This window comes from Rhodopirellula sp. UH5, from assembly GCF_056839225.1.
Genome location: NZ_CM166390.1, coordinates 2632064 through 2658121 on the forward strand (window position 1 = coordinate 2632064; position 26058 = coordinate 2658121).

Here is a 26058-nt window from a genome sequence, read left to right on the forward strand (position 1 = left end):
GCAGAACGAGCATGCAGAGTAAGAGATGCTTCACTGGTAAACCTTTTCACTACGACGGGAATTGCAAGGAGGGGTCACAGCCAAAAACACAAGTCTACAATTTACAGCCATCACATCTTCCGTTTTGGAATCGAAGGAAACAACACATCAGATTGTTCGTTCACGCTTAGATCCCCCCACAAAGCACGCCAATCCATCACTGGCTTCGCTCCATCGACAAGCAATTCCTCAGAATCCGGAACGCTCATGCTGAGATGCACTCTTCGGAAACTCTCCGCCCCACTCAGCACTCTGGCCTCAACAGATTGTCGTCCGATAGTGGCTGTGAAATGAACCGGGGTTTCACTTGAGAAATGCTCGCGTTTGCCGGGCATTTGTTGTTCAGACTCCGCCTGTCGATCCGTCTCGGAGGAACTCTCGCGAATCAGCAAAGCATAGGCCTCCATTTTTCCAGCCTCACGCGACTCTCGGAAAACGAGGGTTGAAGGAACGATCCTAATTGGCGGCCGCCGGACCATTGACAACCGCAAAACACGGAAGTCTCCGGTGCGTTTATCTTTTATCTGAAGATGTCCATGAGTGCCCTCGATCGGGATTTCACTTGACTTGGCCTGCACGACATATTCGGCCACGCCATCTTCTAACGGCTTCTTCTGATCAATGTCTAAGAGATTGATCCACGGCGATCCGCTGAACTCAAAGTTTTCCGGATCATTAGGCGAGCTGTACAGAACCTTGAAGCTGGTTTTAACTGGCTCGTCTGCTTGAGACTCTAAAGAAGACGCAATGAGAACCAGACTCGTTGGGTTGAAAGCAAGCAGGCCCCGAAGCTTTGAACTAATAACAAGGCTAGCCGTACGACCCTCCTTCCCTTTTGGGGGCGGGAATGTAATTCTTTGGACCCAAACGTGCTTCGCATAATTCCCGTCCGGGCGTAGCTTTACAACCACTTCACAAGACTCTCCAGGACGGAGTTGCGACTGCGCAGTTTCTACCCCTACGCATCCGCAAGAAGTCTCGGGATTACCCAGGTAGATTATCCCTCCTGTCTCGTTACTCAACTCCAGCCGCACGACATTGTCAGTGGCTATTGACAGGTCAACGTCACATGCCGCTTGTACATTGAATGGCGTCGTCTGGCGAAGAGAAACAGCAAGGGTTTTGTGCTTGGCCCGATCCTGCGCCATGCAACATGAGGAAACCAAAGCCAAAAGAAACGCAATCCGAATCCTCGTATTCACCGCGCCGCTCCGTTAGTCCCAACTGACTGTCACCAAACCACCAATAAAGGTGAGAGAGTTTTACGCCGCTCAAAACTCGCTGTCAACAAAAAAAATCGCGTTTGCGAAACAATGTCCAGCACGTTAGTCACCGATTTAAATTGGTGAGCGGAAGCATGAGCGTCCGCTCATCATCTCGGCGAGACTCGAGCTTCACGAAACCGTGGTGGATATAGAACGCCTCGGACGCTTCATCTTTTGCGTCAACCAGCAACGCAAAAGCACCCACGTTGAGCTTATTCACCTTCTCGGTCGCATCAAAAAGCAGCGCACGGGCGAGCCCCGAACCTTGTGCGAATGGCAAGAAAAGGTGTCGGGCAAGAAAAGGTGTCGGACACCGGACAAGAAAAGGTGTCGGACACCTTTGCTTCACGGACACCTTTGCTTCAAACGGAGAGAGCATCCAGAGCTCCCAGAACGTACGGGTGATGCAGAGCGAAATCCAGCTCGATTTCGATTTCCTCGGGCTCGATCCCATGCTCACAACTCATTTCTGCAAGACGGCTTGGCGATACACCCCGGATCAGGTTGCTGACAAGCCAACGCCGGATGGCATGGCTCGACGCGAGTGGATTCGCCTGCGTCGTTGACGCCGCGTTGCAACCATGGTCGATCGGCAGTTCGACCCGACTGGGTGACGAATCGGTTCCAAGGACATGCACGTCTGACTCCGGGACGATGCCGTCACTCCGGTACCCGAAACGCAGCATCATTTCGCTGTGGTCGGCATCCATTCGACTCACCTGTTCATCCGACAACACAGACATCCACCGCCCGGCAACGCCATGCCGAAAAAAGCGACCGCCAGCGCTACGGTTGCTCAGTTCACAAAAACCGTCCTTGGCTTCGCGTCCTTGCAGCCTCGTCAAGGACGTTCGCTGAATCGTCCGTTGCAATCGATCTTCATCAACAGGGTATCCTAGAAACGAAAGGATTGCTTCGAAGAATCGACCTGGGTTTGCAACCAGATCTTCATAGCGAACCACAAGCGTGGGGAAAAACACGTTCTCCGTCCATGACCGCACGTGCTCGGACCAAGAGTCGAGGTACTGAACGACCATCTTGCCATCCCCGCCGACACGATGCGCTCGATTGCACATCATTCGAACTGTTTGATCAATTGAGAGTCCGCAATGATCTGCGTACGAGTCGACCACGTCCATCGGATGACGCAACAGATAGATGGCACGATCCGTCCATTGCGGAACAATCAAAGGCACGTCCGCGATCCTGGCTCTGACACTGTGCGTTTTGACAACTTGGTGCGGCTTCAGTTGCATAGCGACCGATTTCTGAACGGCAAATCGCAGTGATGCGACCCTCGCCGCGTTCCACGATGCAATCGACTGGCCCGCTAGCTCTTCGTAACGTTTCAGCCGACTTTCCGAATGCGAGATTTCGGGGATCCGGTCCAGGGCCACCTCCTTGTCTGTGCCGTCATCATTCCAATAGGCCCACAAGAAAATTCGCACCCAGGTGTTCCCCGACTTCGGGTACGACGCCAACCAGCGAATCATTCCTGGACCGCCTTTGGATCCAAGCCAACCTTGGAGGCGAGTTGCCCTGGCACATGCTCCGGCACCACCGGCATTTGACAGTCGAACACCTTCCGTAAGTCATAGCGATCGTCACGAAAAAGGTCACCCGACCCGACAAACTCTTGACGTGGGTACCAATTGAAACGCAGTCGTTCCGCGTTGCCCCTGACTTTTCATCCGATCTCATCCGCCTCCCGCCTGATGTCATCTTCGATTTCGCCCCTCCGGATCCGCCCTGCTTGGTCATCGAATCGATATCCCTTCCTTTGGAACAGTGCTTTCAGTTCCTTTGCCGGGGCAACCAGCCGAGTCTCAAATTTCAGTTGGGCCGCATTGTGCTTCTCAACTGCAGACGCGCTTTCATAGCGATAGTACACGTTTGGGAGATGATCCCCGGCTTGATTCCGTCGGTTCAAATCCATCCCCGCCTCGATCAAATGCTGGGCAGTTGCACAGTCAGACAAAAAGATAGCCAGCATCGCAGCGTCGCACCCATCCTCATTGAGTCGATGCAGATCGCCCGAACCAGCCTGGAATTGTTTGATCTTTGCGATCCGCTCCGACTCCAATCCGGAAACGATCGCATGCAACATTGGCATTCCACTCCAATGTTTATGGGTGGTCCAGTGCAGACCTTGACTCTCACAGGACGCCACAATTCGCTCGAAAATTTCGGCTGATGACGACGTGGACGCTTCGGTCAGCACACTCAATCCCGGCATCGTCAATCCTGGAACCCCGGTGTAACTCGTCAATCTCAACGTTGGGTCGGCCCCCAAGTCCAACAGCGCCTGGATTCTTTCCGTCCGTTGAAACGGGAAAGCAAACAAAAGTGGCGTCATTCCCGCAAACCCAACATCATTCACGTCCGCGCCGTTTTTCACTGCCTCACGAATTTGACCGGGATCATTGGCGATGATCGCAGCACATAGTTCCAACGTGCTGGGCGATTGAAAGAAACGCTCGGCGCGCAAACCGTAGTGCTGACGAAATTTGGCTTCGGTCAGTGGGAACAGCGGCCGCTGAATGCCTTCGTCACCTCGCGCCCGCTCACCAACATGACTCGTATCTTCTCGCCACCGAATCACCTGCAACGGAACATTGCTTGCTTTCAAGTCCTTGATGGTTGTCACATGCTCTTCCTCTCTCGGAATCATCTCCGTCGAGGCAAGCAATGCAGCAATCCCGTCGGGGCTCAGGTCACCGTATGTTGGGTCAAACCGTTTTCTTGCCCGCTGAATTGCCTCCTCGGACGAAAACCCTTCAGTTTCGAGGTAAGCGATCAATCGCTTCAGCGCTCGCCGATTTTGAAGAGTTCGGTCGTGAGTCTCTTGAGTGATGGGACGAGGTCCCTTAAAAACCAAGGTGTCATCTGCATTAGGAAAGACCGCCAAGTCAATGGGAAGTATCCATCGATTCGCATGCCGGAAGGGCTGGTTCGGATTTCCGCCAAGCTCAAAGAGAGCCAAAACGAGCCCGTAACCGGAACGGTACATTGAGTCACTCATGCAGGTTTCGTTGTTCCCCCAGCCACTCGGAAGATTGACATTTCCTCCATGCTCAACAAACGCGTTCATCCGCCGCATTCGATTCCCGCCCCTGGCCCACATGATTTGCAACGGAATCGACCGCCGACTGTCATCCATGGTTCTTAGATCGGCTTCATGCTCGAGCACCAACTCCAGGTAGCCGTCGTACCCAGTTTCCGCAGCAAAGCACGTTGCTGTTTCACCAGGGAAATCATGAATAGCACTGCGGTAAATTGACAAGTCTCGTTTCGATGTGAAGGGTGCGTTCGGGTCAGCTCCAAGGACCAACAGCAACTCGAATCTCGCGAAACGCTGGTAAAGACTGGACCAAATCAAAGGGGTCACCCCGCCAAGCCCAGAAGCATTGACATTCGCACCATCCGCGATGGCCGAGCGGATGGCAGTCAAGTCATTGGCCTCGATCGCCTTGCACAATCGGACATCAAGTGGATGATGAAAATAGTCATCGGCCCAGATCCCCAGTTTCTGCCGGTAGTTCTGCTCCTTCGCCGAGTTGTCGGTCCTCTCATCCGCCCACGCCGTCAAACAACCCAATGGGACCATCAAAACGAGGGCTGCACATCTCCACAGCAACATTTCAAGACGCATTGAACTCTCCCAGTATGTTCCAGCGAAGACGGTCTTCCGCATCCAAGGGAAGTGACTCGTCCTCTTCGGTGAAGACCCCGTAATCCAGAACGGTGCACTTGTGGCTCGCAGCCATTTTAACCGGAACAACACTCAGCCAAGTCCAATTGATCTGTCCGTTCAAGTCGGGCACTGCGAAAGGTGCCAGCCATGTTACCGGCTTCCGAGATTTTGCCGACCGGATCGATGTTGTCCTTCAGGCGACCCGCACCGTCATAGACTTGCTGCGCGACCAAGACCGTGTCGCTGCTGGCCGGGATGGTTGCTGATCGGGTGAAGCTGGAACCGCCGTTGGTTCCGTGGGCAGCGGATGCAACCATCCGCCCAACCGCATCTGGATAATTGGCTGAGAGCTGCAGCCGAGCATTCGGGGTTACCGCTAAGCAGGTCAGCAGGAATGATCGGGCATCATCATGTGAGCCGTTTGGGCGTTAGCCCCGGTTATACGTGGGAGCAACGGCGATTACCGAAACAGCCCAAATGCCGAAAGACTCCTGCCGACCTGCTTAGAGCCGTGAAGTGGTTGGAGCCTTCCACACCACTCTTCCGTGCCCCTAGGAGTGGCGGACTTCTGGCCAGCCAACGAAAAACGGCAGCCTGTCGGCTACTGCTTGAAATCTCCTTTCCGGCGCACTTACTGGTTATTCGGTGTCCGACACCTTTGTTCGCGTCCGGCTACGGCATATACTTGATCTGATTCATCATCCAATCCCCCCCTACAAGCCCAGGTCCCTTACATAATCAGTCACCTTGTCGAGCACGTACCGCTTTATATGGGACACTGCCAAAGTATTCTGACCTCCTGAAACCTCACCGTCTATACCTGCATCTGTCGAACGCCAAGTAGGCTCCAAACAAATATAATTACTTTCATCAAGTTTAATTTGAATATCGGGCTTCAGCTGACTACCTGGCAGCTTTTGCTTCTCACTAATCACCTCTAGCTCTAGGCCGTCGTCAACAAACGCTGCTTCCAGCAATGCTCCAAGCGCCTTGTTTAACGCTTTGTCTGAGCTAGATGCATCAGCTTGCAACCTTCGGTATTCATTCTCAGTTTCTTCTGATTTCGCACCACTACCGTAATAAACCCCAGGGTCTTTGCCCAATTCCTGCAGGATGGCTCTGTAAATTCGACTTTTCTGCACGGAAGAGATCGACGACGACTTGCTTGCAGATCGTTTATTGAGCTTATTTTTGGTATTTTCGTCACCGAAACTCCTAGCTGCAGATAGGGATATACTAGGCGGCAGCCCAAATAAACGAACGTCTAATGCACGCATTAAATGAGCAAGAGAGCCTCGCCGCTCTCGCCACTCCTTTATGTAATTCGCCTCATTATTTGGATTATCGATAAACTCACCGATCAAATCTACATCGACACGGCTTCGAGTGCCTTGGGTGAGGCCTGTTACAGTTGCATCTAACGCGGACACAACATCCCCCGGCAGTACAATCCAAACTTTTGGCCTCACTCTTTCCTTCAGGATGGAAAGTGTCTGAGCGCTAGTTTTCCTCGCGTGTCGCTCAATCGCTCCATAGTACTCTGATATCGTTTCAATTCCCGGCAGAAATGAGTCAGCTATATCACGCGTAATACCAAATATCTCCAGTCCATCCCCGGTTAGATTCCTACAAGTTATATCAGCAACATCATAAAAACGCCTATTCTCTAATCCTTGGAACGCATGAAAACCTTTAGAACCAGCATCTGCAATACTATCTCGACCGACACGCCAAGCCTCTTCAGAAATCGCAACCGCCCTTTGACTATCTGTCATCGGCCAAAGCACTAAGACGCATCCGTCAGCAGTTCGAAAAACGTCTTTCAACTCGTCAAAAACATCAGTCATTTGATCGAGATCCTCTGTTTTTGGGTTATCGCGGCCGGACATCAGTATAATCCGATGACTTTTATTCCCCTTAGCAGTTTCGCTACAAAACTTCGGCAACTCATTGACCGGACGATCTTTATCAAACTCAAAAACCTTAACTTCATCAAAGAACTTTGGCAGTGCAGATACAAACGTAGTTTTCCCTGATCCAGACAGTCCAAGAAATATCTCAAAACAACCGCAACCAGATGCGTTAATACTCGAAAGGAGTGTATCCACTCTTCTCGCATCACCTTCGACTCGCTCTACAAATTCAAGCGGGTCCAAACTAGCTTTCGAAGCTTCTTCTCGAAGAATCTCATATCGCTTCGGAAGATTCAGTACAGGTATAGATTCCAATTGATTCCCCAATCTGCATTTAAAATTGTGCTGGCATAAGGATTCGAAGTCGATCTTGCCGATAACATTTCACAACCGCACTTCACCCGACGTTTAAGTTATCATATCCCGTTTTTCTTACGCAAGGTGCCAGCCACGTTGCAGGTTTCCACTAGGGAACATTCGCCGGAGTGTCCCCACCGCAAAGCGACTCGCCTTGGACAAGGATTGAGGTTGAGCCCCGTACCTCGCTGCCTCAAATTCTAAATAGTTAGGCGACCGGTTAGCACCGAAGCCACCATCGCGATTGGTATTAGTGTTCGATTAGTGAAGACTAGTGTTCTGCGCAGCCAGGTTTCCGGGAACACTAATCCGCACTAATCGCACACGAATGAAGGCCTCAGACGATCCGAGCCCGCGATTTCGGTGGATCGCCGAACGGAAGGTTCTACGACACCGCCCTAAACGAAGCGAACAATGCAGGAACTACGGGTGACTGCACCAAGGCCAGCCCGCGTTGCCAAAGTTAGAAGGTGCGCCGAATGCCTAGTGCGCAAGGTGCCAGCCACCTTACCGGTTTCATCGCTGCCTAGCGGACGAAATTGCTTTCCACTTGTTTTCCTCGAGGTGGACGCACTGCCAGGCAGAACCGCGGAGCGGTGAAATCCGAAAGCCTCGGGTTTCAACCCGAGGTCCGGGTACCGCCACCCCATCCGGAAAGCCGCGGAGCGGCGGCAGCCGGCTGGAGAAACCGCCCAACCTTCGTCGCTCGGCAACTTCGCCCCCACTCATCGGCCGCGGGGCGGTACCTTCGAATGCGACCCGTGAACCAGTTGGCCTCCAACGACAATCCATTCCTCACTGCCCCGTTTCGTTCATCCGTTCTCGCAGCAATTTCAGGGCGGTCGAAAAGATCTCGACGTCGGGTGCCAGCTCGGCGGCTCGCTGCAATTGCTTTTCCGCCGCGGGCAAATCACCGGACAAGTACAACGCCAAACCGTATCGGTACTGAACGTCGGCGTTTTCAGAAGCCAACTTGGCGTCTCGCCCCAACAATGGCAGTTCATCCAGTCGAAGCTGGTTGGCTTTCTCAGAGGCCTGCTTCGTCAACGCATCGAGCGTCCCGCTGCCACCAAACAATTGCACAATCGCTGATTGAGCCGCTCGGGACTGGCCAGCGGCAGCCACCAATTGATCCAGCATTGCGGCGTAATTCGTCCGCGGACCGGACATTTCCGGCTGAACCCGAATCGCGTTCTCATAGGACTGCACCGCTTCCAAGTAGTCCCCGCGTTGTTCACTGAGCGAGGCCCACGCCATGTGAGCGCCAGCTCGATCCGAGGCCACCATCAGCTCCTCTTTGATCGCATCGATCGCTGCATCAGCCTGCTTCTGTCGCGTTCCCGAAAGAGTCTGATAGCCGCCCGACGAAACCAATGCCTTGGTCGCTTCGCTGCGAACCAACCGAGAAGGATCCTTCAACAGTGGCGTCAAAATTTTCACCGCGTCCGATGGACTGCTTGCTCCCATCACGCGCGCCGCCGTCGCCCGAAGAATCGGATGTTCATTCGGATCCTTCAGCACCGTTTTCGCAGCGGAGATCGCCTCTCGGCCACGACCGTTTTGAAGCAATTCATCCAGCGTTGTCGCACGTGCCAGCACCGGAGCGATCTCCGGCGGCTGTGTCACGTACCGCAGTGCTTTGGAAACGATGGCAGAGTCGCCCGTTCGCAGTCCCGCCAAGATCTCGCCATAGTGCGCCGGAGCCTGACGGTTGTCGCCATACCACTTCTCACAAGCTTCGTCGCACCACTGATCGGTTTTCGAGATCGCCTCGGCAACCTCCTCGTCGCCTTCCGAAGCGGCCAGCAGCCAATCTTGGTACAGCGTCAGCGAGTCACGTTTGTCCGCGGAAATGCTTTCGAGCTGATCCTTCACATGGCAACTGCTGCATGCGTTGGGCGTCCCAATGGAAACAGACAGATCCGGCCGAGGAACTCGCAAGCTATGGTCGCGCCGAGGGTCGACTTCCATGTACGTCGTGTGAGGCATGTGGCAATTGACGCACTTTGCACCTTCCGAACCCACCGCGTGATGATGGTGCGATGGCACGTCGTATTTCCCCGCTGCGTGCTGATGGCAAGACGTGCAGGTTTCGTTGCCAGGATGCTTCAGTTCCAAAGAATGCGGGTCATGACAGTCCGTGCATCGGATTCCCTTGTGGAACATCTTGCTCTGCACAAACGATCCATACACATAGACTTCGTCTTTGATCTGGCCATCGTCATGGTACGTGTCACCGCGAAGCAGTTCCAAATTGAAGTGACTGCAAAACGGATCGCCCGCTTGATAGTCCGCGTCCAGCACACTGCGTCGACTGTGGCACGGAGCGCAAGCTTCCAATTGCCCGGTTGGATCTTCCCCTTTGAGTTTGGCCAGCCCATATCCGTGGTGCCGATCCCAGAACAACGAATTCCCACGCGCCATCTCAACATGCAGACTGGCGGGACCGTGGCAGGCTTCGCAACTGACATCCATCTCCGAGAACGTCGTGTGGTAGGTCAGCGTTCCGACGTCATGATTGGTTTTCAAATTCGTTGAGTGACAATCGGCACACATCGTTTGCCAACGTTGGGCCACGCCCGTCCAGTGCAATGGATCGCCTGGCTCGAGCTTTTCCGGCACGTCCGGCGGACGCAAGTAGAACCACTCTTTTCGATTCGTGTCCCAACTGATCCGCAGGACTTGCAGGCGTCCGATCTCATCCTCACTGGCGTTCGGATCGCGATCGAACTCGACCATGTATTGCTGAAGCGGATCGACTCCGAACACATACTTCACCTCGAAATCCTGCATCTCACCATCGGGACCTTCGGTGTGGATCATGAACCGTTCACCGTCACGAAACAGCCGGTTCTGCAATCCATCATGCTCGAAGATCACGTCGTTGAAATCGCCCAGCACGGTTTCATCCGTGGCCACGTCCATGGCCAAATCGTGATGCGAACCCTGAAAGGCCAACGACTCCGTCTGGTGACACTCGACGCAGGCATCTCGGCCGACATAAGTGGCCACGGCGGAATCAGGCAGTCCCGTGAAGTAGTCCGCGGCAACCGCGCCAGCGATCAACACGACCACGGAAACGAAGACCAGCGTCAACGGTCGCTTGAGTTGATTTCGAAGGGCGAGCAACATGAAGGCCGAACAGGGAAGGAAAGGGGAGGGTGGGGCAGGACAGATCAAACCAACCGACAAGCGATCCGGTCCCTGGCGAGGCGGGGATCTTCGAGTTTACTCGCGGGAGGCTTCCAAACCACTCTGCATCAGCTCAACCGCACGCAACCGCATCTGGTAAACAAGACTCTCGACCGGCAGCATTTCGACCGGCGGTTTCGCGAGATCTTCGCCGGTGACGATTCGCGGAATTCGTTCGGCTTTCTCAGAAGGAATCGCCCTCTCCAATCTTCGTGCGGTCGCCAACAATTGTTCAGCCAAACGAAACGAGGCAGCAGGACCGGACAAGGAACCGACATCCTTCTTGCCAGCCCCAGAGACCTTTGACCGCTGATCAGCCGGATCCGAAAGCGGATCGATTTCGGAATCCAAGACCGACCCATCCAGCACGCTTCCACGTCTCTGAATGATGTTCAACACGTCATCCAACATCCCATCGCCGGTTGGAACGGGAGCGACGCCCTCAAGAGCCTTTTGGATTTTCTCCGTTGCCCGGTCGGAAGACGGAACCACCGGCGTGTCGACTGTTGGCAACTCCAACTTTTTCCAATCATCAACCGGTGGCTGAGCGATCGCCAATGTCGCGATCAGTGCCAAAGCGATGCCCGGCACGATCCTGCCACACCAGCACTTTGTTTGAGCAAGCGGCTGTTGGCTCCATGATCCTTGGCCCATTCGCTTTTCCATTGATCCATCCGTTGGTCGATTCATCGGGTTCCATCCTGTTCGGGAGGCGGTGCTTTTCGGCCGGGCATTTGAGCAGGCGGCACGGCGACAATCCGGCCGCCACCAGGAGTGCTGGCTGAGACCAGTCGGGACGCCGCCGCAGCACGGCGGCGAAGCGGTGCCAAGGCTCGATCCGCGTGCATTGTGACATCGGACAACAACGCGTCCACTCGATTTCGCAGCACGCCCGACGCGGCAAGTGCTGGAATCGCCACCAGCAATCCACCAACCGTTGTGACCAGTGCTTGATAAATCCCCTCTGCCAAATCGCCCGCACCAGCAGCACCACGAGTCGCGGCGACTTGGCGAAACGCGAAAATCATTCCGGTCACCGTTCCCAGCAACCCAACCATCGGCGCCAGGTTGGCAATCATCGCCAGATAATCGATCCGCCGCAGCATGCGAGAGGACTGATCCACCAGCGCGTCTTCGACCGACTTTTCGACTTCCGGCCATCCATATTCGCGATGGTTCAATCCAACCGCGATGACCCCCGCCAGAACACTCGGATTCTGACGCAGCAAGGTTTCAGCTTCCGCCAATCGCGACGACTGGAGCGCCGTTGCCACGCCGCCACTGAGCTTGTCCGGCACAACATCACGCCGCCGCAGAGCCAACGATTGATCGACCACCAAGTAGACCGCCGCAATGCTGAAGGCGAGCAACACGAACAAGATCATCAAGCCCGGGATTCCACCGCTGGTCACAATCGACCAAATGGAATCCGGCTTTGGTGCCGGCACCTCTCCCTGCAACAGAAGCTGCCAGAAAAGCATGTTGTCATTCAGATCGCGAAGCACGGTTCCCATCATTGCCCCTCCTCCCCGGTTCGGCCCACCGACAACAAAAACTCTGCATCCGCGAGCAGTGGATCACTCCACGCCAATCGCAGCACCCCGTCACGTTGCAGTTTCTGAACCAAGTGTTCATGCTCGTCTCGCAAACGGCTTTCGATCCGATCAACTCGCCCCTTGGCTTGTGCCCAGGACAGAACCAACATCGAAAAAACAGCCATCGGCAACACCGACAACAGCAGACTGGTCAGCATCATCGACATGTCAGGGCGGGGGAACTTATTCAAGTCACCGGCCACGCCTTCGGCTTGCAGCACATCTCGCATCGTCGAATAACTGGCATCAAAGTAGCCTCGATAAAGCGCCACGAGCGGCCCGGTCATCAACAACCAAAACAGCAGTGTCCCGGCCAGCCCAGCGGCATTGGCGAACCAAGTCGTCGTGGATCCCTGAGTGATCGCAGTATCAAACGATTTCTGCGAGGACTCTTGCAGCGTTTCGATCCCCGCCAAGGAAGCAACCGGGGTGTCGGGAGATGACTCCAGGTCGGCTTCAATGGAACCATGACGCAACTGATTCAACTCCGCTCGAAATCGCCGCGCCATGGGCCCCAGTCGATCTGCGACCGACGCCGCTGTTCGCTGCCGCAACCCACTGCGCAAGTCCATGTCCGCAGCACGTTGATCATTCAGATTACGGGCTCCGGCGTAGACCGCCCCGATCAACGAGGGCAAGGACCCCGACAACGACAGCAGCACACGATCCCAGGCTCCATGGGTCAAGTTCAACAGCGACAACACCGTTCGATAGGGGAACCAAATCGCGGCGGTGTCCGCCATCAACGACAATCGCAGTCGACTCCGGATCGCAGCCCGCAGTGGCGTCGTCCCACCGAGCAGCGTCCCGGCCACTTCCGATGGCAACCGAGTGGCTTCCGCGTTTAATCGGTCCACCGCGTTGGTCAGTTCTGGCAACTGAGTTTGCAACACCGAAGCGACCGCGGCAGAAAAACGGGCGTCGAGCGCGGACAACCGTGTGCTGCGACGCTGATCGCCTCCCCCCGACTCACAGATGGCTTCCTCGATTCGGCGTCCCAATGTTTCCGCCAACTGAATTCCGATTTCGTCTTCGCCCTGCTCATCAATTTCAAAATCACGGACGATCACGGCAGGAGCAATCTGGCTCTGCGGGGCAGTCGATCGCAACCGAGCCACCAACGCCTCCACGTCGGCATCGAGCGAATCATCATGGACGTCCGCCATGTTGACCACGGGAATCACAACGGAACCTTCCGAGGCCGCTGCCAACCCCGAAACCCTTTGGCTCCGCAATTGATCACGACGAACCACCATCACCAAAACCGACGCGGTCGACAAAGCTCGCTGGGCAACGCCAGCGATTGCTCGTCGGTCGTCGGTTGCCCCTGGAGCATCGACCAACAAGTACGGCGAACCGATCGATCGCATTTTCCCGGCGTCACAGGCGATGAACCGTTCGTGGCGAGCGTCCAAGTCAGCGGGCGGTTTGGGACCAATCCATGTCAACTTCTCCGTGGCTTCGTCCAGCGAATTGCCACTGCGAATGGCATCGACCGGACCACCACGAATCATTTGCCGGACCAACCAAGACTTGCCTTGACCGGTGGCTCCCACCACGGCCACCACCACCGAACTGGACACCCGATCGGTCAAAATCATCTCGCGAGCTTCCGCGTGATCGCGACAAAGCTCGCCGATCTCTCGGCCGGTTTGACTGTTCCCAAGCACACGATCAGCCGCGCGATGGACTCGCTGCAAAAACCGATCCCCCGAGTCATCCATCACAACCGCATTCATCGCTTGGCTCCTGATTCGTTGGACGAGTCACCGGCACGCGTTTTCGCCCCCGTGGGTCGGGGCAGCAATCGCTTCAGCTCGGATACAAACTCATCCCGCACACGAAACAATGACACCATCTTCTCAGGTGGCTCGCCGCTAGTAATTCGCGAGGGTGGCAACGTCACATTGGTGTTGCCCACTCGCACGTCCATCGGTGGATCTGGCCGGGCCACCCCCAGTTCGTCACACAACACGGCCAAGAAATCCGCCAACTGTTGCCGGGCGGCTTGTTGGCTGACATCTTGCGTTCCGCGATTGGCGGCCCACATCGTCGACATGATGGTCAGTCCTGCGGCGGCGAGCATTTCCGGAATCGATGCTGCAAGAATCGCATTGGCTCCCAGGTCGACCGGGATCATGAGGACCGCGCCGAAGGTCGCAAACAGTGCCGCCAGTGGAGTCAGCCCGGTCGCGATTTTCCGATGCACGGGAACCTCCGCCCACATTTGGCGAACCGCCGTGTCGAGTCGTCGAGGATCCAACGTCGTGAAGTCGTCTTGTTCGAATCGCAGAACCGCTCGCTCGACAGGTTCCCGAAAAACCGAGACCTCGGCCTCCGACGCTGAACGACCACCGGATTCGGACGCGAGATGCGTCAGCACGGTCGTTCCCCCGTGGCGTTCGATCTCGTTGATCAATCCCGTCGGTTCGATCAAGCCACCGTATTCGCCACTTCGAAATCGCCCCTTGATGTCGTCCGCAGCGCGCCGCGAAACCGCTGTTGGTGTCAGGTTGCGAATGAAGTCCCCCGCCCCGCCGACCACTCGTCGGAGCGTCGAGTTGAGCCGCACGCCCCAGCGGGCGTACCACGGCGCGGTGGCTGCAAATGATTCACTGAGCTGTCGTATGATTCGTTCGCTTTGGTGCAATCGCAGCTCGATCACTTCACCGCCAATCTTTCGATGAGCGAAGTACTCCAGCGCCGAGTCCAACAACACCTGTTGGCACTGGCGAGTTTTCTCAAAGGACTCGTCAGCATCACGACGAATGGATTCGACGCCTTGATTCCAAATCGCATCTTCCAGGTTGATACGAAGAGCCTGATGCAACTGCGAGAACAGCACACCGCGATCCAGTTTGGACGGCAACGTCTGCAACAAACGATCCTCTTCGATGACCGCCGGTGGATTGTTGTCAGGGTCTTCACTGACCGCGAAAAAGACTGGAAGTGGCTCCGGTTCGTGTTCGCGTTGCAAATCAGATTCTGCCGGTACCATCGCATCGCGCTGCGTGTGCTGCTCGCCCACGATCGGTATGAACGGACGACTCGATGGAACATCAAAATCGTAGGCGGCATACAGCGTGGCAACACCGTACCGCTTGACCAGCGGATCGAATGTTTCGTGAACCTGATCCGGTGTTTGGCGTGGCCGCACTTTATTGACCGCCAACATGCGAGGCACACCGGGCATCAAATCCGACGCGATTCGCAGCAAGTCCGCCAAGGTCGTGTCACGTGAAGACTCCGCTCCAGTGACAATTAAAAACGCAGAACACAACGTCGCCGCACGGCCCAACAACTCACGTCGTTGCTCGGGCGACCCCAATCCGAACTCCTCGTCAGAAACGATGTCGGGACAATCCAGCAAACCGACGCCCACTTCATCGAGCCCCGGGTCGGTCGCAAGCAACGGCACCGACAACAACGACGCATCGCCATCTCGATTGTTGTACTGCTCTGCCGCCACTTCCGGATCCAGTGCCAACTCCTCCGGGGCGTTCCCCAAAGAGTCACCAATGCGCGTGATCAGCAAACTCCAAAGCTCCACGTCCGATCGCCAACTCTGCGGAAGCCACAGCACAAACCGATGTGTCCCCTGCCGGTTGCTGGTCCCACGCAACGTGCGTCGTTGCCCAGCGGATGAGAGAAACGAACTGACCAGGCTTGTCTTGCCGCTGTTCAACATCCCTGAAACAGCGATCGTGGGTCGGTCGACCAACTTCGAAGCCGTGTGCAGTCGCCGGCCGGCCGCTAGCGTGGCGAGGGATTGAGCGTTCTCAATCCGCCGCAGCGCCGTCAGATAACTTTCTCGCCCCTCAGAGGGCGCGATGCGTGCCACCGCCGCTCGTCGATCATCGTCTTCCAACAAAGACAACAACGCCGGCCAATCCACCGACGGATCTTTTGTGGAACGTCGCAATGGAAACATGAACGAATTGACGCCAACGACTTAACAATGAAACAGAACGTGGCGTACCAAACCCGCCGGGACTTCTATCATCATGATTCAATTCGACAACGACAACCAGTCGGAGCAGCTCTCAGAGCGATCCAATCAAACCGTGTCGTAACCCTGGGGGTGTGCTTGATGCCAATTCCAAGCCGTCTTCACGATGTCCTGGATCTCGGTGTAGCGGGGTTTCCAGCCCAGCACTTCCCCCGCCAACTTCGCGTCGGCAATCAGCTCCGCTGGGTCTCCTGGGCGACGCTGCCCCATCACTTCAGGGATCGGATGCCCGGTCACGGACCGGCATGCATCGACAATTTCTCGAACGCTGGTGCCTCGGCCAGTCCCCAGGTTCACTTTGATGCCTTCCCCCGGAACCAACCGGTCGAGAGCCCGCAGGTGAGCATCTCCCAGGTCGTCGACGTGGATGTAATCGCGGATGCACGTGCCATCTGGCGTCGGATAATCATCGCCGAAGATCGAAATCGATTCACGTTGCCCCAAAGCCACCTGCAACACGATCGGGATCAGGTGCGACTCGGGATCGTGGTGCTCGCCAATCGTTCCGTCAGGGCGTGCTCCTGCGGCGTTGAAGTAACGCAGCGCCGCGTAGGCGAACCCGTAGGCATGAGCGTAGTCCGCCAACGCCTTTTCAATCACCAACTTCGAGAACCCGTAGGGATTGATTGGGTTCTGCGGCGTGGTCTCTGGGATCGGCACCGTGTCAGGTTGCCCGTAGGTCGCCGTGGTGCTGCTGAACACAATGTTTTTGACATCCGCTGCTCGCATCGCTTCCAACAAGGACAACGTTGCCACGACGTTGTTCTGGTAATAGATCGCCGGATCACGGACCGATTCACCGACTTCGGCGAACGCGGCGAAGTGCATCACCGCGTCGATCGAGTGCTCCTTCAACAGCGAAGTCAGCTTCGCTTGATCGCTCAGGTCTCCCTCGACCAGCAAGCCTTCTGGGACCGATTTGGCGTGGCCGCGTGACAAGTTGTCAAACACAACCACTTCGTGACCGGCATCGAGCAACAAAGCGACCGCGTGGGACCCGATGTACCCGGCACCGCCGACGACGAAAACTTTCATGGGAAGAATCTTGCGATGGAGATGATTCGAGAAGAATTGACATTGGCGGCAACACGCCTCCAAGACGATAACTGATTGGAAACGTTTCGATGAAGTGCACATCCACAGTGCATCCCTGAACGCCGTGGAGCACCACTAGAGTGGCTAAACGACGCACAAAACTGCAGCAATTGCAGACTGGACAGACAGAATCGGCTGCTCCTTCGGCCGGTCAAGCGGTTTGTGATGAATTTTTGGTTTACTTGAAACGCGAATGTCATCTCGCCGACAACACCATCTCCGCCTACGGGCGAGACATGAAACGGTTTGTCACCTGGATGGACGGACGCCGCCCCGCGGACCTGACGATCACCGAATTGTCGGACTTCGTCGCCTCACTGCACGGCGAAGGGCTGGCTCCCGCGTCCATTTCCCGAGCGATTGTGGCGATCCGGACATTCTTCCGGTACTTGCAACTCGAAGGCATCACGGTCGACAACCCGGCCGAACTGCTGGCGACGCAAAAGGCTTGGCAGCGCATGCCGGGCGTGCTCTCGCCCAACGAAGTCGAGGCGTTCCTCTCCGCCGTTAAAAAATCCGATTCCTTCTGGCAGCGAGATCGTGCGTTGCTGGAAGTGCTCTACGCAACCGGTTGCCGTGCGTCCGAGGTCTGCACGCTTCGCGTTCGAGACTTGACGTTCGAGGAACGCACCCTCCGCTGTCACGGGAAGGGAGACAAACAACGCATGGTCCCCATCGGCGGCGGCGCAATCCGAGCGATTCAGCTTTACCTCGAAGAGAGCCGGCAACTCCTGGCGGACCGCAACCCCGGTCAAGTCGACGAGCTGTTCCTTTCAAGAAGCGGCAAAGCACTGGACCGAATCCAACTCTGGCGGTTGGTGAAACGCTATGCCAAGCGGGCGGGGATCTCAGACGAGATCAGCCCGCACAGCTTGCGTCACAGCTTCGCGACGCACTTGCTGGCCGGTGGTGCTGACCTTCGGCAGGTCCAAGAGATGCTCGGACACGCCAGCATCCAAACGACCCAGATCTACACCCACGTCGAACACTCGCGATTGCAACGCGTGCACCGAGAATTTCACCCCCGGGCGTGATCGCCAGCGGTCGCACTGACTACCGACCGCACTGACTACCGTTCGCACTGACTACCGATCGCACTGACTACCAACGCAGCAGTGCGGTGCCCCAAGCCAATCCGGCACCAAACCCGCACAGCAACAACAGGTCGCCTTCTTTCAAGCGTCCCTCGCGAGCGGCTTCGTCCAATGCCAACGGGATGCTCGCTCCCGACGTGTTGCCGTACTTGTCGAGATTCACGAACACCTTCTCAGGCGGCACGTTCAAATCCGAAACCGCGGAGTCAATGATTCGCTGGTTGGCTTGGTGCAAGACAACCAAGCCAAGTTGATCGGAGGAAACATTGGCTGCATTCAAAACATCTTTGGCGCTCTCGTCAAAGATTCGCACCGCCCACTTGAACACGCCCCGACCATCCATCTGCAAATAGCGACTGGCGGCGGGATCGGTGCCGGACGCGATTGGCGTTCGCGAACCACCAGCAGGGATGCACAGCATCTCGCCACCGCAACCTTCACTGCCGAGCTGATACGCCAAAAACCCGTCGGTCTGGATGTCTGTGTCTTCGATGCCTGAGTCACTGGAGGCACTCTCGCCATCGTTGGATTGGCCGTCATCCTCGTTGGAAGGAACCAACAAGGCCGCGCCCGCGGCATCACCAAACAAGGGGTAGGTTTTCTTGTCCTCGGGATCCACCGTGCGGCTCATCAAGTCCGCACCAATGACCAACACGTTTTGAGCGTTGCCGTTGGAGACAAACTGCGCTCCGGTGACCAACGCGTACATGAATCCAGCACATGCGGCGCCCACATCCATCGCCGGTGCAACCGCACCGAGCCGGCGTTGCAGATGGCACGCGGTCGAAGGCGTGGGATGATCCGGTGTGATGGTGGCAACCAGAATCAAATCAATCTGGTCGATCGAGACCTTGGCATTCTCAAGACAGCGAAGCGCGGCTTCATAGCATAGGTCGCTGGTCGCTTGCTCGGGTTCGGCATGTCGACGTTGCCGGATGCCGGTGCGACGAACAATCCAGTCGCTGTCGCAACCCAAGGCGGCCAAGTCTTCGTTGGTGACAATTCGTTCGGGAACGTACGATCCCGTTCCGGCGACCCGAACCCCTTTCAGTTTGCCCATCCGGCCGCGAGTGGCCTTCTTTTGAGGCATCGACTCGGGAGCAGTTTCGAGTGGGGCGTTCGTCGATTCGGCGGGGGATTCTTCGTTCACAGATTTCGCGGCCACGTCAGGGGCGGTGGCATTCGAGGAGGTTTCGATCATGTTGCCGCCGAGAAAAGATCACGGATGAAAAGTGGATGAAGTATAGCGGGATTGCGTCTCGCTGGCATCCCGATCAATGCCCACCGAGGTCCAACGGAAACTCATGGCTCACACAAACCAAGCACAAACGAAAACTGCCCCGCAACGCAGAACACGTTGCAGGGCAGCCAATTCTTACTTCGAAGGAAGCTGATCCACCGATCAGATCATTTCCTTCAGGCCCTTCAGTGGGCGGATGGTCAGTTTCTTGCTGGCGGGCTTGGGTGCCAACCAGATTTCTTCGCCGTTCGCAGGGTTGCGACCTTTTCGCTTTGGCTTGGCGGGAACGTCCTTCAACACGATCTTGCAAAGACCGGGGATAGCGAATTGTCCGGGGCCACCCTTTTGCAGCGACTTCTCGATTTCACCAGCCAACGAATCGAGGACAGCAGCAACGTCTTTCTTGGTCAGTTCGGTCTCTTCTGCAATGTTGGCGATGATTTGAGTCTTCGTCGGTGGTTTGGGCGGTACTTTGGCCATGAGCGGCACCTGCAAAAATGGGTGAACTAAATAGTGAATAGGAGTTAGAACGTTGGGATTCCCCTCCGATGCGGCACAAGTGTTATGTCCCGCATGGTCCGGCCGCAACCCTTCCAAAGGCCGAAAACACCGTGATTTTCAGCCTTTTTCGGTTTTCGAGGGTCGAATCAGGGTCAGTTTGCCCCAGAAGTGCCTGTCAAGACCTCATCGACGGCTTCGCCGAGCAATTGAGGTTGGCCCGTGACGCCGCTGGCAACCACCTCTTCGGTGCCAGAAATTCGTGTCAAACTGGTGCCGACATCGGGCATCGCGGCATCGATCTGGCTGGCCTCATCGGCCCCTGCAACCACCTTTTGAGACCCCTCGGAAAGGATCTCGATCGGCTCGCCGGACGGTTCCACGCTGCTTTGCACACGCGTGGTTCCGAGTTCGCTGACAGGCACCATCGCATCCGCAACGGTCACGGCTGATGCCAACGGTTCCCCTGCGGCTTGCGTCGATTGCGTGCTCGCCGCTGCCGTGGAACTGGACGACGGTGTTTCCAGTTCAAAGCCTGATTCGTCAAAGTTAAGGATCACCAACCGATAATCACCCACCTGGCCGCGAACTTCCAAGGCGTTGCCATCGGCTAAATCCGCGATGCCGCTGACCTGAGCCGTGGTGGTCGCTCCATCGGTGGTGGTCGACTCGGTCGCATTGACCGTGATGCTGGTGGCCGCTGCGTTGAGCGACAATTCCAACTCGCTCAAACGTGAATCCGCCGCGTCGCTGGACTGCATGTACAAGGCATTGCTGCCAGGCAAAACTGCCGCGACGACACGCAGCGCCGGTGCGGATCCGAACCAGTCGTTCACTCGAATGTACTCCGGCAGCAATCGCCCGAAGCTCAACGAAACGTCTTCGTCGGACTCATCCGCAGCACTTTCAATGTCGATCTCGCGAGCCTCTTCTCCACCTTCAAAGAACGGCACCGCAGGAATACTCAGCTTGTACGAACCGGGCAACATATCCGGAACACTGACCGTGCCACCCGAGACCACGACGGAAGAATCCGACAGTGGAATTGAAACCGCTTCACCGCGAGCGTTGGTGCCAGTCAAAATGGCGGCGTCATAGAAACTGCTCGACAACGCACCGATCGAATCAAACGTGAAGTTGAACGTCCGGGCCAAGTAGTCCGCCACGTTCACCGTGATCGTGGCCGTGGAACTGGACAGTCCACCAGCATCTTGTACTTGGTAAGTGAACGTGTCGGTGCCGGTGAAGGTTCCGCTTGGTGGCGTGTACAACACGCTGGAACCGTCCGAGCTCACGGTCACCGTCCCGCCCGCCGTTGGCGTGCTGAGACTGACGAATTGCAACACCTCGCCGACATCGACATTGGTCGGCAGATCGCTTCGTGTGATCACGGCCTCGTTGCTGGTGCCCCGCACGGTATCGACAGTGATGCTTTCGGCAACCGGCGCGTCGTTCACCGCGGTCACCGTGAAGGTCACTGTCGCCGTCGACAGTCCACCGCCGGTATCTCGGATGGTGTAGGTCACCGTTTCGGTGCCGTTGAAATTCGCTGCGGGTTCGTAGGAGAGTCCCGTTCCGCTGTTGGCGATCGAAACTTGACCACCGTTGGATGCCGACCCCACGCCAGTGATCGTGAACGATTCGTTGTCCGCGTCGGTCGTGTCATTCGCGAGAACGTCGTAGGTCACCGCTGCGGAGTCTTCCAAGATCGTTCCCGAGGCTGGGAAAGAATCATCGACGGCGGTCGGCGCGTTGTCATCGCTCTGGATGTTCACGGTCACCTGAACGGTGTCCGTGCTGGTTCCATCGCTGAGCGTGTACTGAAACGTGTCGGTTCCAATGAAGCTGGCTGGAGGCGTGTAGTTGATCGACAAACCATCGGAGGCAATGCTCAGCGTGCCACCATTGGAGGCGGTGCCAACAGCCGTGATGCTGAGGGTCTCGCCAGGATCAGCGGTGGATGCTTCGTTAGCCAACACGTCCAACGTGTTCTGCCCCGATCCCGAAATCACAGTGAACGTGTCATCCACGCCCACGGGTGGATTGTTCGCACTGACGTCACCAACGGTCAGCGTGGTGCTGCCATAATTGATTGAACCGGCGGGCAAGCGATCGTTGTTGAAGAACAACAATGTCTCGTTGGCACTCACATCCGCGGGGTTGGTCGTGAACGTCAGCGAACCGTCCGCAATCGCGACCATGCGAACCGTCGCCATCACGGACTCTTCCTCATTGGTCGGCGAGAATCGACTGCTCGCCGATCCGATTTCGTTGAACAGCCCGCTGGTCAACGTGCCCCGAGGCAAGAAGTCAAAGTCGCTGTCGTATTCAATGGAAGTGCCTACGACGAAATCAGCGATCGAGGAATCAAACTCGATGTCCGCATAAGCGGAATAGATCCCGCCGAGATCCTCGCGTGGCCGAGCGTCGACACCGATCAACTGCAGGAAGAACTCTTGCCCCACATCAACCGAGTCAATCGTGTTGCCATCCAAGTCCGTCAGCCGCACCTCCAGTCGCGCCAAAGCCTCCTCGGCAATCGTGACGGCAAACGACTCCGTGTAAGTGTTGCCGGCCAAGTCACGGATCTCGACGGTGAAGTCATTGGATCCCAATTGAGCTTCGGTGGGCGTCCAGTTGATGATCCCTGTCGACGAACCGATCGTGGCTCCAGCGGGGAAAACCGTCAAACTGTAAGTGGCACCACTGCCTTCTTCGCTGCTGGACAGGTTCGCTTGATAAGCCGCTCCCACATTGCCCGTGGACGAGTTGGCTGGCAACGTGAACGATGGGTCCGTGCGGTCCAGCGTGACAGACAATGCCGTCGACGTGCCGCTGGTCACACCATTGACGATCTGACGAGCAGCCAAGCTGTAGGTGCCATCGCCAATCGCGGCCAGGTTGCTGGTCGTGATCGCGACCGATCCGCCCGAGGCGGTTCCCACACCGACCACCGTGTTGTCCGCTGTGTTGATGATCTGAACCGTCGCCCCGGTGGTCACACCGCTGACATCAAAGGTCAACGACGCCGCGTTGGTCAAGTTGTCACCGCTGCTGTTCCCCGTGTCCGATGACGACCGAAGGTCCAGCGAAGACGGCGCCGCCGGTGCTTGCGTGTTGTCGTCCGTGAAAGTGAACACCAAACTTTGCAAGTCGGAACTCGTATCCGTGCTCGCAGCGGCTGCCACTCCCACGGTCAGCGATACCGTTTGTGTTCCCGCAACGCCGGCGGTGGGTGTCACTTCCAGCAGTCCGGTCGATGCGTTGACCGTGGCGGTGCCTCCGGTCACGCCACCGCTGATGAAGTACTGAACTGCATCGTCCTCGAGGTCAAAGCTCTCCAACTGCAACTCCACCGGAGCTGTCTTGGAGGAGGATGCCGGGACGCTGATGTCCTCGAGGTAAGGCTGAGCGTTGCGACGATCCGATGCTGGATCCGTGATCGTCACTGGAACCACCTGATCATAGGAGTTTCCATCCGAGTCGGTGATGGTCACCGTCACAGTGGTACTGCCCGTGCCCCCCAATCCTTTCAACATGATCACCGAATTCTCGGTGTCATCAAAGATCGTCGCGTTGTTGATCACGATGTCGGTTGTGGGAGCATTCGACGTACTGTTGTTGACCTGCATGTTGCTGATCGCTTCACGAACGTCTTCTCCTTCGACCAACTGCCCAAACACCGAGTGATTGAAGTCGAGGAAATCCGTTTCCACTTCCGTGATGAAGAACTGCGAGTCGTTCGTGTCATCCGACGATTTCGCGAACGACAAAACGCCCGTTCGGTTGTGCTGCAAATCAGGATGGAATTCATCATCGAAGTCACCCAGGTCGGAACCGCCCGTTCCAGTGCCGGTGGGATCTCCACCTTGGATCACAAAACCGTTGACGACTCGGTGGAAAATGATCCCGTCGTAAAAGCCGCTGTTGGCCAACTCAATGACTCGTTCGGTGGGACGCTCGGCACGCTGTTCGAACAATTCGAAGACCATGTCTCCAAATCCGTCCATGTCCAAACGGAGCGAGCGGTTCCCACTCAGCACGGTCGCTTCCACCAAACTTGGATTGGCCACCGAAACCGTCACGGTCAGCGGACCACCTTCGGCATCGTAACCATCGATTGGAATATGCAGTGGCGAACCAAGCTCAACGGTTTGCGCGTCGATGGTCTCGAAGGATGGATTTTCGTTGTCCGACGTCGGAATGGCGACGCCGCTGCGAGTGCTCAGGGTTTCCAGCGATTGAACCCCCGTCAGCCGAGTTCCATCGGGGAATATCCAGGTTGGATACTCGCTGATATTCAACGATGCAAACTGCGAATCTTGCGTTCGATCGGGAAGCGTGACCTCCACGAACGGCAGATCATCGCCACCATCTTCGAACAATTGCTTTTGCTGCGTGCATGCAGGGCACCAGTGAGCACCGTAAAAAGTCACCCCGGCCGCATCCAAGTCCTTCGCGAATTGGACCAAGTCCTGGCCGGGCTCACCTTCGGCAGCTCGGTCTGACGTCCCGCGATCGGTGGACGAACTATCCACGGCAGCCGACGACTCGCCCGCTGAACCAAAGAACCCTTCGGTTGCGAAAAGCTCGACATCACCCGCCATCATCTGACGTTTTTCCAGCGATTCCAACTGCAAGCGTCCTCGCTGGACAGCCTCGCCAACAGGGGAAGGGGACGTTCCTTGAATCCAAGACATCAAACGGTGCCGAACTTGAGTTCGGAAAGATCGCTTGGATTCGGATGGACGGCGAGAAGAATTGTCGAAGTTCATCGGCGGAATTTTCTTCAGCTGAAGGAGTTCCAGACTTGGTCGCTGCCCCTGAAAGTCCAGGGCCCAAAAATCTGGGGGATATCGGTGGTTATTCGACGACAGGCAGTCGTTGTGACAAGGTTTTTCGGCACAGCCGCGCCGGTCAAGCTAACCGGTACGGTTTAACGCATCGTTTCAGGTTAAAGGCAGCACCGACGAGGATCCAAACTCAACCGACACTTCCCCCGTTTTCTCCGTGAAAACCGTGTGGAATGTTTCGATTTTGACGCTTGCCGAGCGAGTCGATGCCGCAGCAATGACGACAGGCCTCAATGAAAAGGGGACTTTCACGTCCTCCATTCGACGTTTTTCGAGCCCATTTGGTTCCAATCCATCCGGCTCGTTGGGTAAATCGTGCCGATCAGCGGAAATGAACGGCCTCCGCCCCCCACACCACCCGCTGCGTCCCACCAAACGACGCCACTGTCAGGGGGTTTGCTGATGTGGGTCGACTCCACTCGGATTGCCCGTCATGATGAATCGGGAACGAAGCTGCCCTGGTCGCGAACCATCCAAGGCAAAACACCGTCGAAAGACTGGAGCCTGGCCGAACTGGCCCGTCTTTCTGTTTGAACCAACTCCACCGAGGAGCCGCCGGGATGTCTGCCCAAGTCGACCAGTTCTCAGCTTATTTGGACCGTGGAGGGATCAATTACGAACAGGACAGCGAAAACAACTTCTTCCGAATGATGTTCGACGGAAAACACGGTGACATTCGTGTGCTGATTGTGGTCGAGGACGCTCTGATTCAGGCCTTCTCTCACCCGGCCAATAAAATCCCTGAGAACAACCGACGCTCCATCGCGGAAGCCGTCTGCCGCGCGAATTACGGGCTGAAAATCGGAAGTTTCGAGCTCGACATGGAAGACGGCGAACTGCGGTACCAAACATCGATCCCGCTGAGCGACGACTTTCCCGACGACGATGTGCTGGACCACATCCTGTACGTGGGCGGTGCAATGGTCGATCGCTACGTCCCCGCCTTTCTGTCCATCATTTACGGCAACGAAGATGTGAAACTGGCGATCGAAGCCGCCGAATTGTAGAACCACCGAACCAGCCGAGACGCGCCCCGAGACAACAGCGACCCGAGACAGAAGCAACGTGGCAGAACAGCGACCGGACAACGCGGCGAAGCATCTCACTGCCGTGCTTGCAGGCGGTTTCATACCCCGAATGCCTCAGCGAGGGACTTCGTGAACAACTCCCGGTCCCTCGCTGAGGCATTCGGGTTGTGAAAAATGGCCCATCAC

At 56.4% G+C, this 26058-nt stretch carries 17 protein-coding genes; 2 read left to right on the forward strand and 15 right to left on the reverse strand.

Annotated elements, in window-relative coordinates:
* Window positions 1–110: 110 nt before the first annotated feature.
* The 12 genes from UH5x_RS09450 to galE all read right to left on the reverse strand — a co-directional run bounded on the left by UH5x_RS09450 (window position 111) and on the right by galE (window position 17099).
* On the reverse strand, window positions 111–1241 hold the full coding sequence (locus UH5x_RS09450; RefSeq protein WP_482635514.1) for a hypothetical protein: 1131 nt from the start codon (window positions 1239–1241) through the stop codon (window positions 111–113).
* Between the two features lie 127 nt (window positions 1242–1368).
* Complete coding sequence (locus UH5x_RS09455) at window positions 1369–1584, reverse strand: GNAT family N-acetyltransferase (protein WP_482635515.1); 216 nt, start codon at window positions 1582–1584, stop codon at window positions 1369–1371.
* Window positions 1585–1666: 82 nt separating this feature from the next.
* On the reverse strand, window positions 1667–2797 hold the full coding sequence (locus tag UH5x_RS09460; RefSeq protein ID WP_482635516.1) for a sulfotransferase domain-containing protein: 1131 nt from the start codon (window positions 2795–2797) through the stop codon (window positions 1667–1669).
* A gap of 194 nt (window positions 2798–2991) precedes the next feature.
* Window positions 2992–4956: an ankyrin repeat domain-containing protein gene (locus tag UH5x_RS09465; RefSeq protein ID WP_482635517.1), complete on the reverse strand. Its 1965-nt coding sequence runs from the start codon at window positions 4954–4956 to the stop codon at window positions 2992–2994.
* 116 nt (window positions 4957–5072) lie between these two features.
* The gene (locus tag UH5x_RS09470; protein WP_482635518.1) at window positions 5073–5315 is read right to left on the reverse strand and encodes a hypothetical protein; all 243 of its coding nucleotides are present in this window, start codon (window positions 5313–5315) and stop codon (window positions 5073–5075) included.
* 396 nt (window positions 5316–5711) lie between these two features.
* The gene (locus UH5x_RS09475) at window positions 5712–7238 is read right to left on the reverse strand and encodes a hypothetical protein (protein WP_482635519.1); all 1527 of its coding nucleotides are present in this window, start codon (window positions 7236–7238) and stop codon (window positions 5712–5714) included.
* Between the two features lie 825 nt (window positions 7239–8063).
* The gene (locus UH5x_RS09480; RefSeq protein WP_482635520.1) at window positions 8064–10400 is read right to left on the reverse strand and encodes a HEAT repeat domain-containing protein; all 2337 of its coding nucleotides are present in this window, start codon (window positions 10398–10400) and stop codon (window positions 8064–8066) included.
* 96 nt (window positions 10401–10496) lie between these two features.
* Entirely contained in the window at window positions 10497–11150 is a 654-nt protein-coding gene (locus UH5x_RS09485; RefSeq protein ID WP_482635521.1) for a hypothetical protein, read from the reverse strand.
* The gene (locus UH5x_RS09490) at window positions 11147–11977 is read right to left on the reverse strand and encodes a MotA/TolQ/ExbB proton channel family protein (RefSeq protein ID WP_482635522.1); all 831 of its coding nucleotides are present in this window, start codon (window positions 11975–11977) and stop codon (window positions 11147–11149) included. Before UH5x_RS09490 ends, UH5x_RS09485 begins: the two co-directional genes overlap by 4 nt.
* The gene (locus UH5x_RS09495; RefSeq protein WP_482635523.1) at window positions 11974–13794 is read right to left on the reverse strand and encodes a hypothetical protein; all 1821 of its coding nucleotides are present in this window, start codon (window positions 13792–13794) and stop codon (window positions 11974–11976) included. Before UH5x_RS09495 ends, UH5x_RS09490 begins: the two co-directional genes overlap by 4 nt.
* On the reverse strand, window positions 13791–15986 hold the full coding sequence (locus UH5x_RS09500; protein ID WP_482635524.1) for a hypothetical protein: 2196 nt from the start codon (window positions 15984–15986) through the stop codon (window positions 13791–13793). Before UH5x_RS09500 ends, UH5x_RS09495 begins: the two co-directional genes overlap by 4 nt.
* Window positions 15987–16112: 126 nt before the next feature.
* The gene (gene galE / locus UH5x_RS09505) at window positions 16113–17099 is read right to left on the reverse strand and encodes a UDP-glucose 4-epimerase GalE (RefSeq protein ID WP_047813418.1); all 987 of its coding nucleotides are present in this window, start codon (window positions 17097–17099) and stop codon (window positions 16113–16115) included.
* A 140-nt stretch (window positions 17100–17239) separates the two neighbouring features.
* Between galE and xerD the strand changes: the two genes are divergently transcribed.
* The gene (xerD, locus tag UH5x_RS09510) at window positions 17240–18193 is read left to right on the forward strand and encodes a site-specific tyrosine recombinase XerD (RefSeq protein ID WP_482635525.1); all 954 of its coding nucleotides are present in this window, start codon (window positions 17240–17242) and stop codon (window positions 18191–18193) included.
* A 67-nt stretch (window positions 18194–18260) separates the two neighbouring features.
* Here xerD and UH5x_RS09515 read toward each other — a convergent pair whose 3' ends face one another.
* From UH5x_RS09515 to UH5x_RS09525, 3 genes are all read right to left on the reverse strand, one after another.
* Window positions 18261–19454 carry a beta-ketoacyl-ACP synthase III gene (locus UH5x_RS09515; RefSeq protein WP_482635526.1) on the reverse strand — a complete coding sequence of 398 codons (1194 nt, stop codon included), beginning with the start codon at window positions 19452–19454 and terminating at the stop codon, window positions 18261–18263.
* Window positions 19455–19655: 201 nt separating this feature from the next.
* Window positions 19656–19973: an HU family DNA-binding protein gene (locus UH5x_RS09520; protein WP_047813421.1), complete on the reverse strand. Its 318-nt coding sequence runs from the start codon at window positions 19971–19973 to the stop codon at window positions 19656–19658.
* Between the two features lie 173 nt (window positions 19974–20146).
* Complete coding sequence (locus UH5x_RS09525; RefSeq protein ID WP_482635527.1) at window positions 20147–24766, reverse strand: Ig-like domain-containing protein; 4620 nt, start codon at window positions 24764–24766, stop codon at window positions 20147–20149.
* Between the two features lie 638 nt (window positions 24767–25404).
* Between UH5x_RS09525 and UH5x_RS09530 the strand changes: the two genes are divergently transcribed.
* The gene (locus UH5x_RS09530) at window positions 25405–25851 is read left to right on the forward strand and encodes a YbjN domain-containing protein (protein WP_236696080.1); all 447 of its coding nucleotides are present in this window, start codon (window positions 25405–25407) and stop codon (window positions 25849–25851) included.
* Window positions 25852–26058 lie beyond the last annotated feature (207 nt).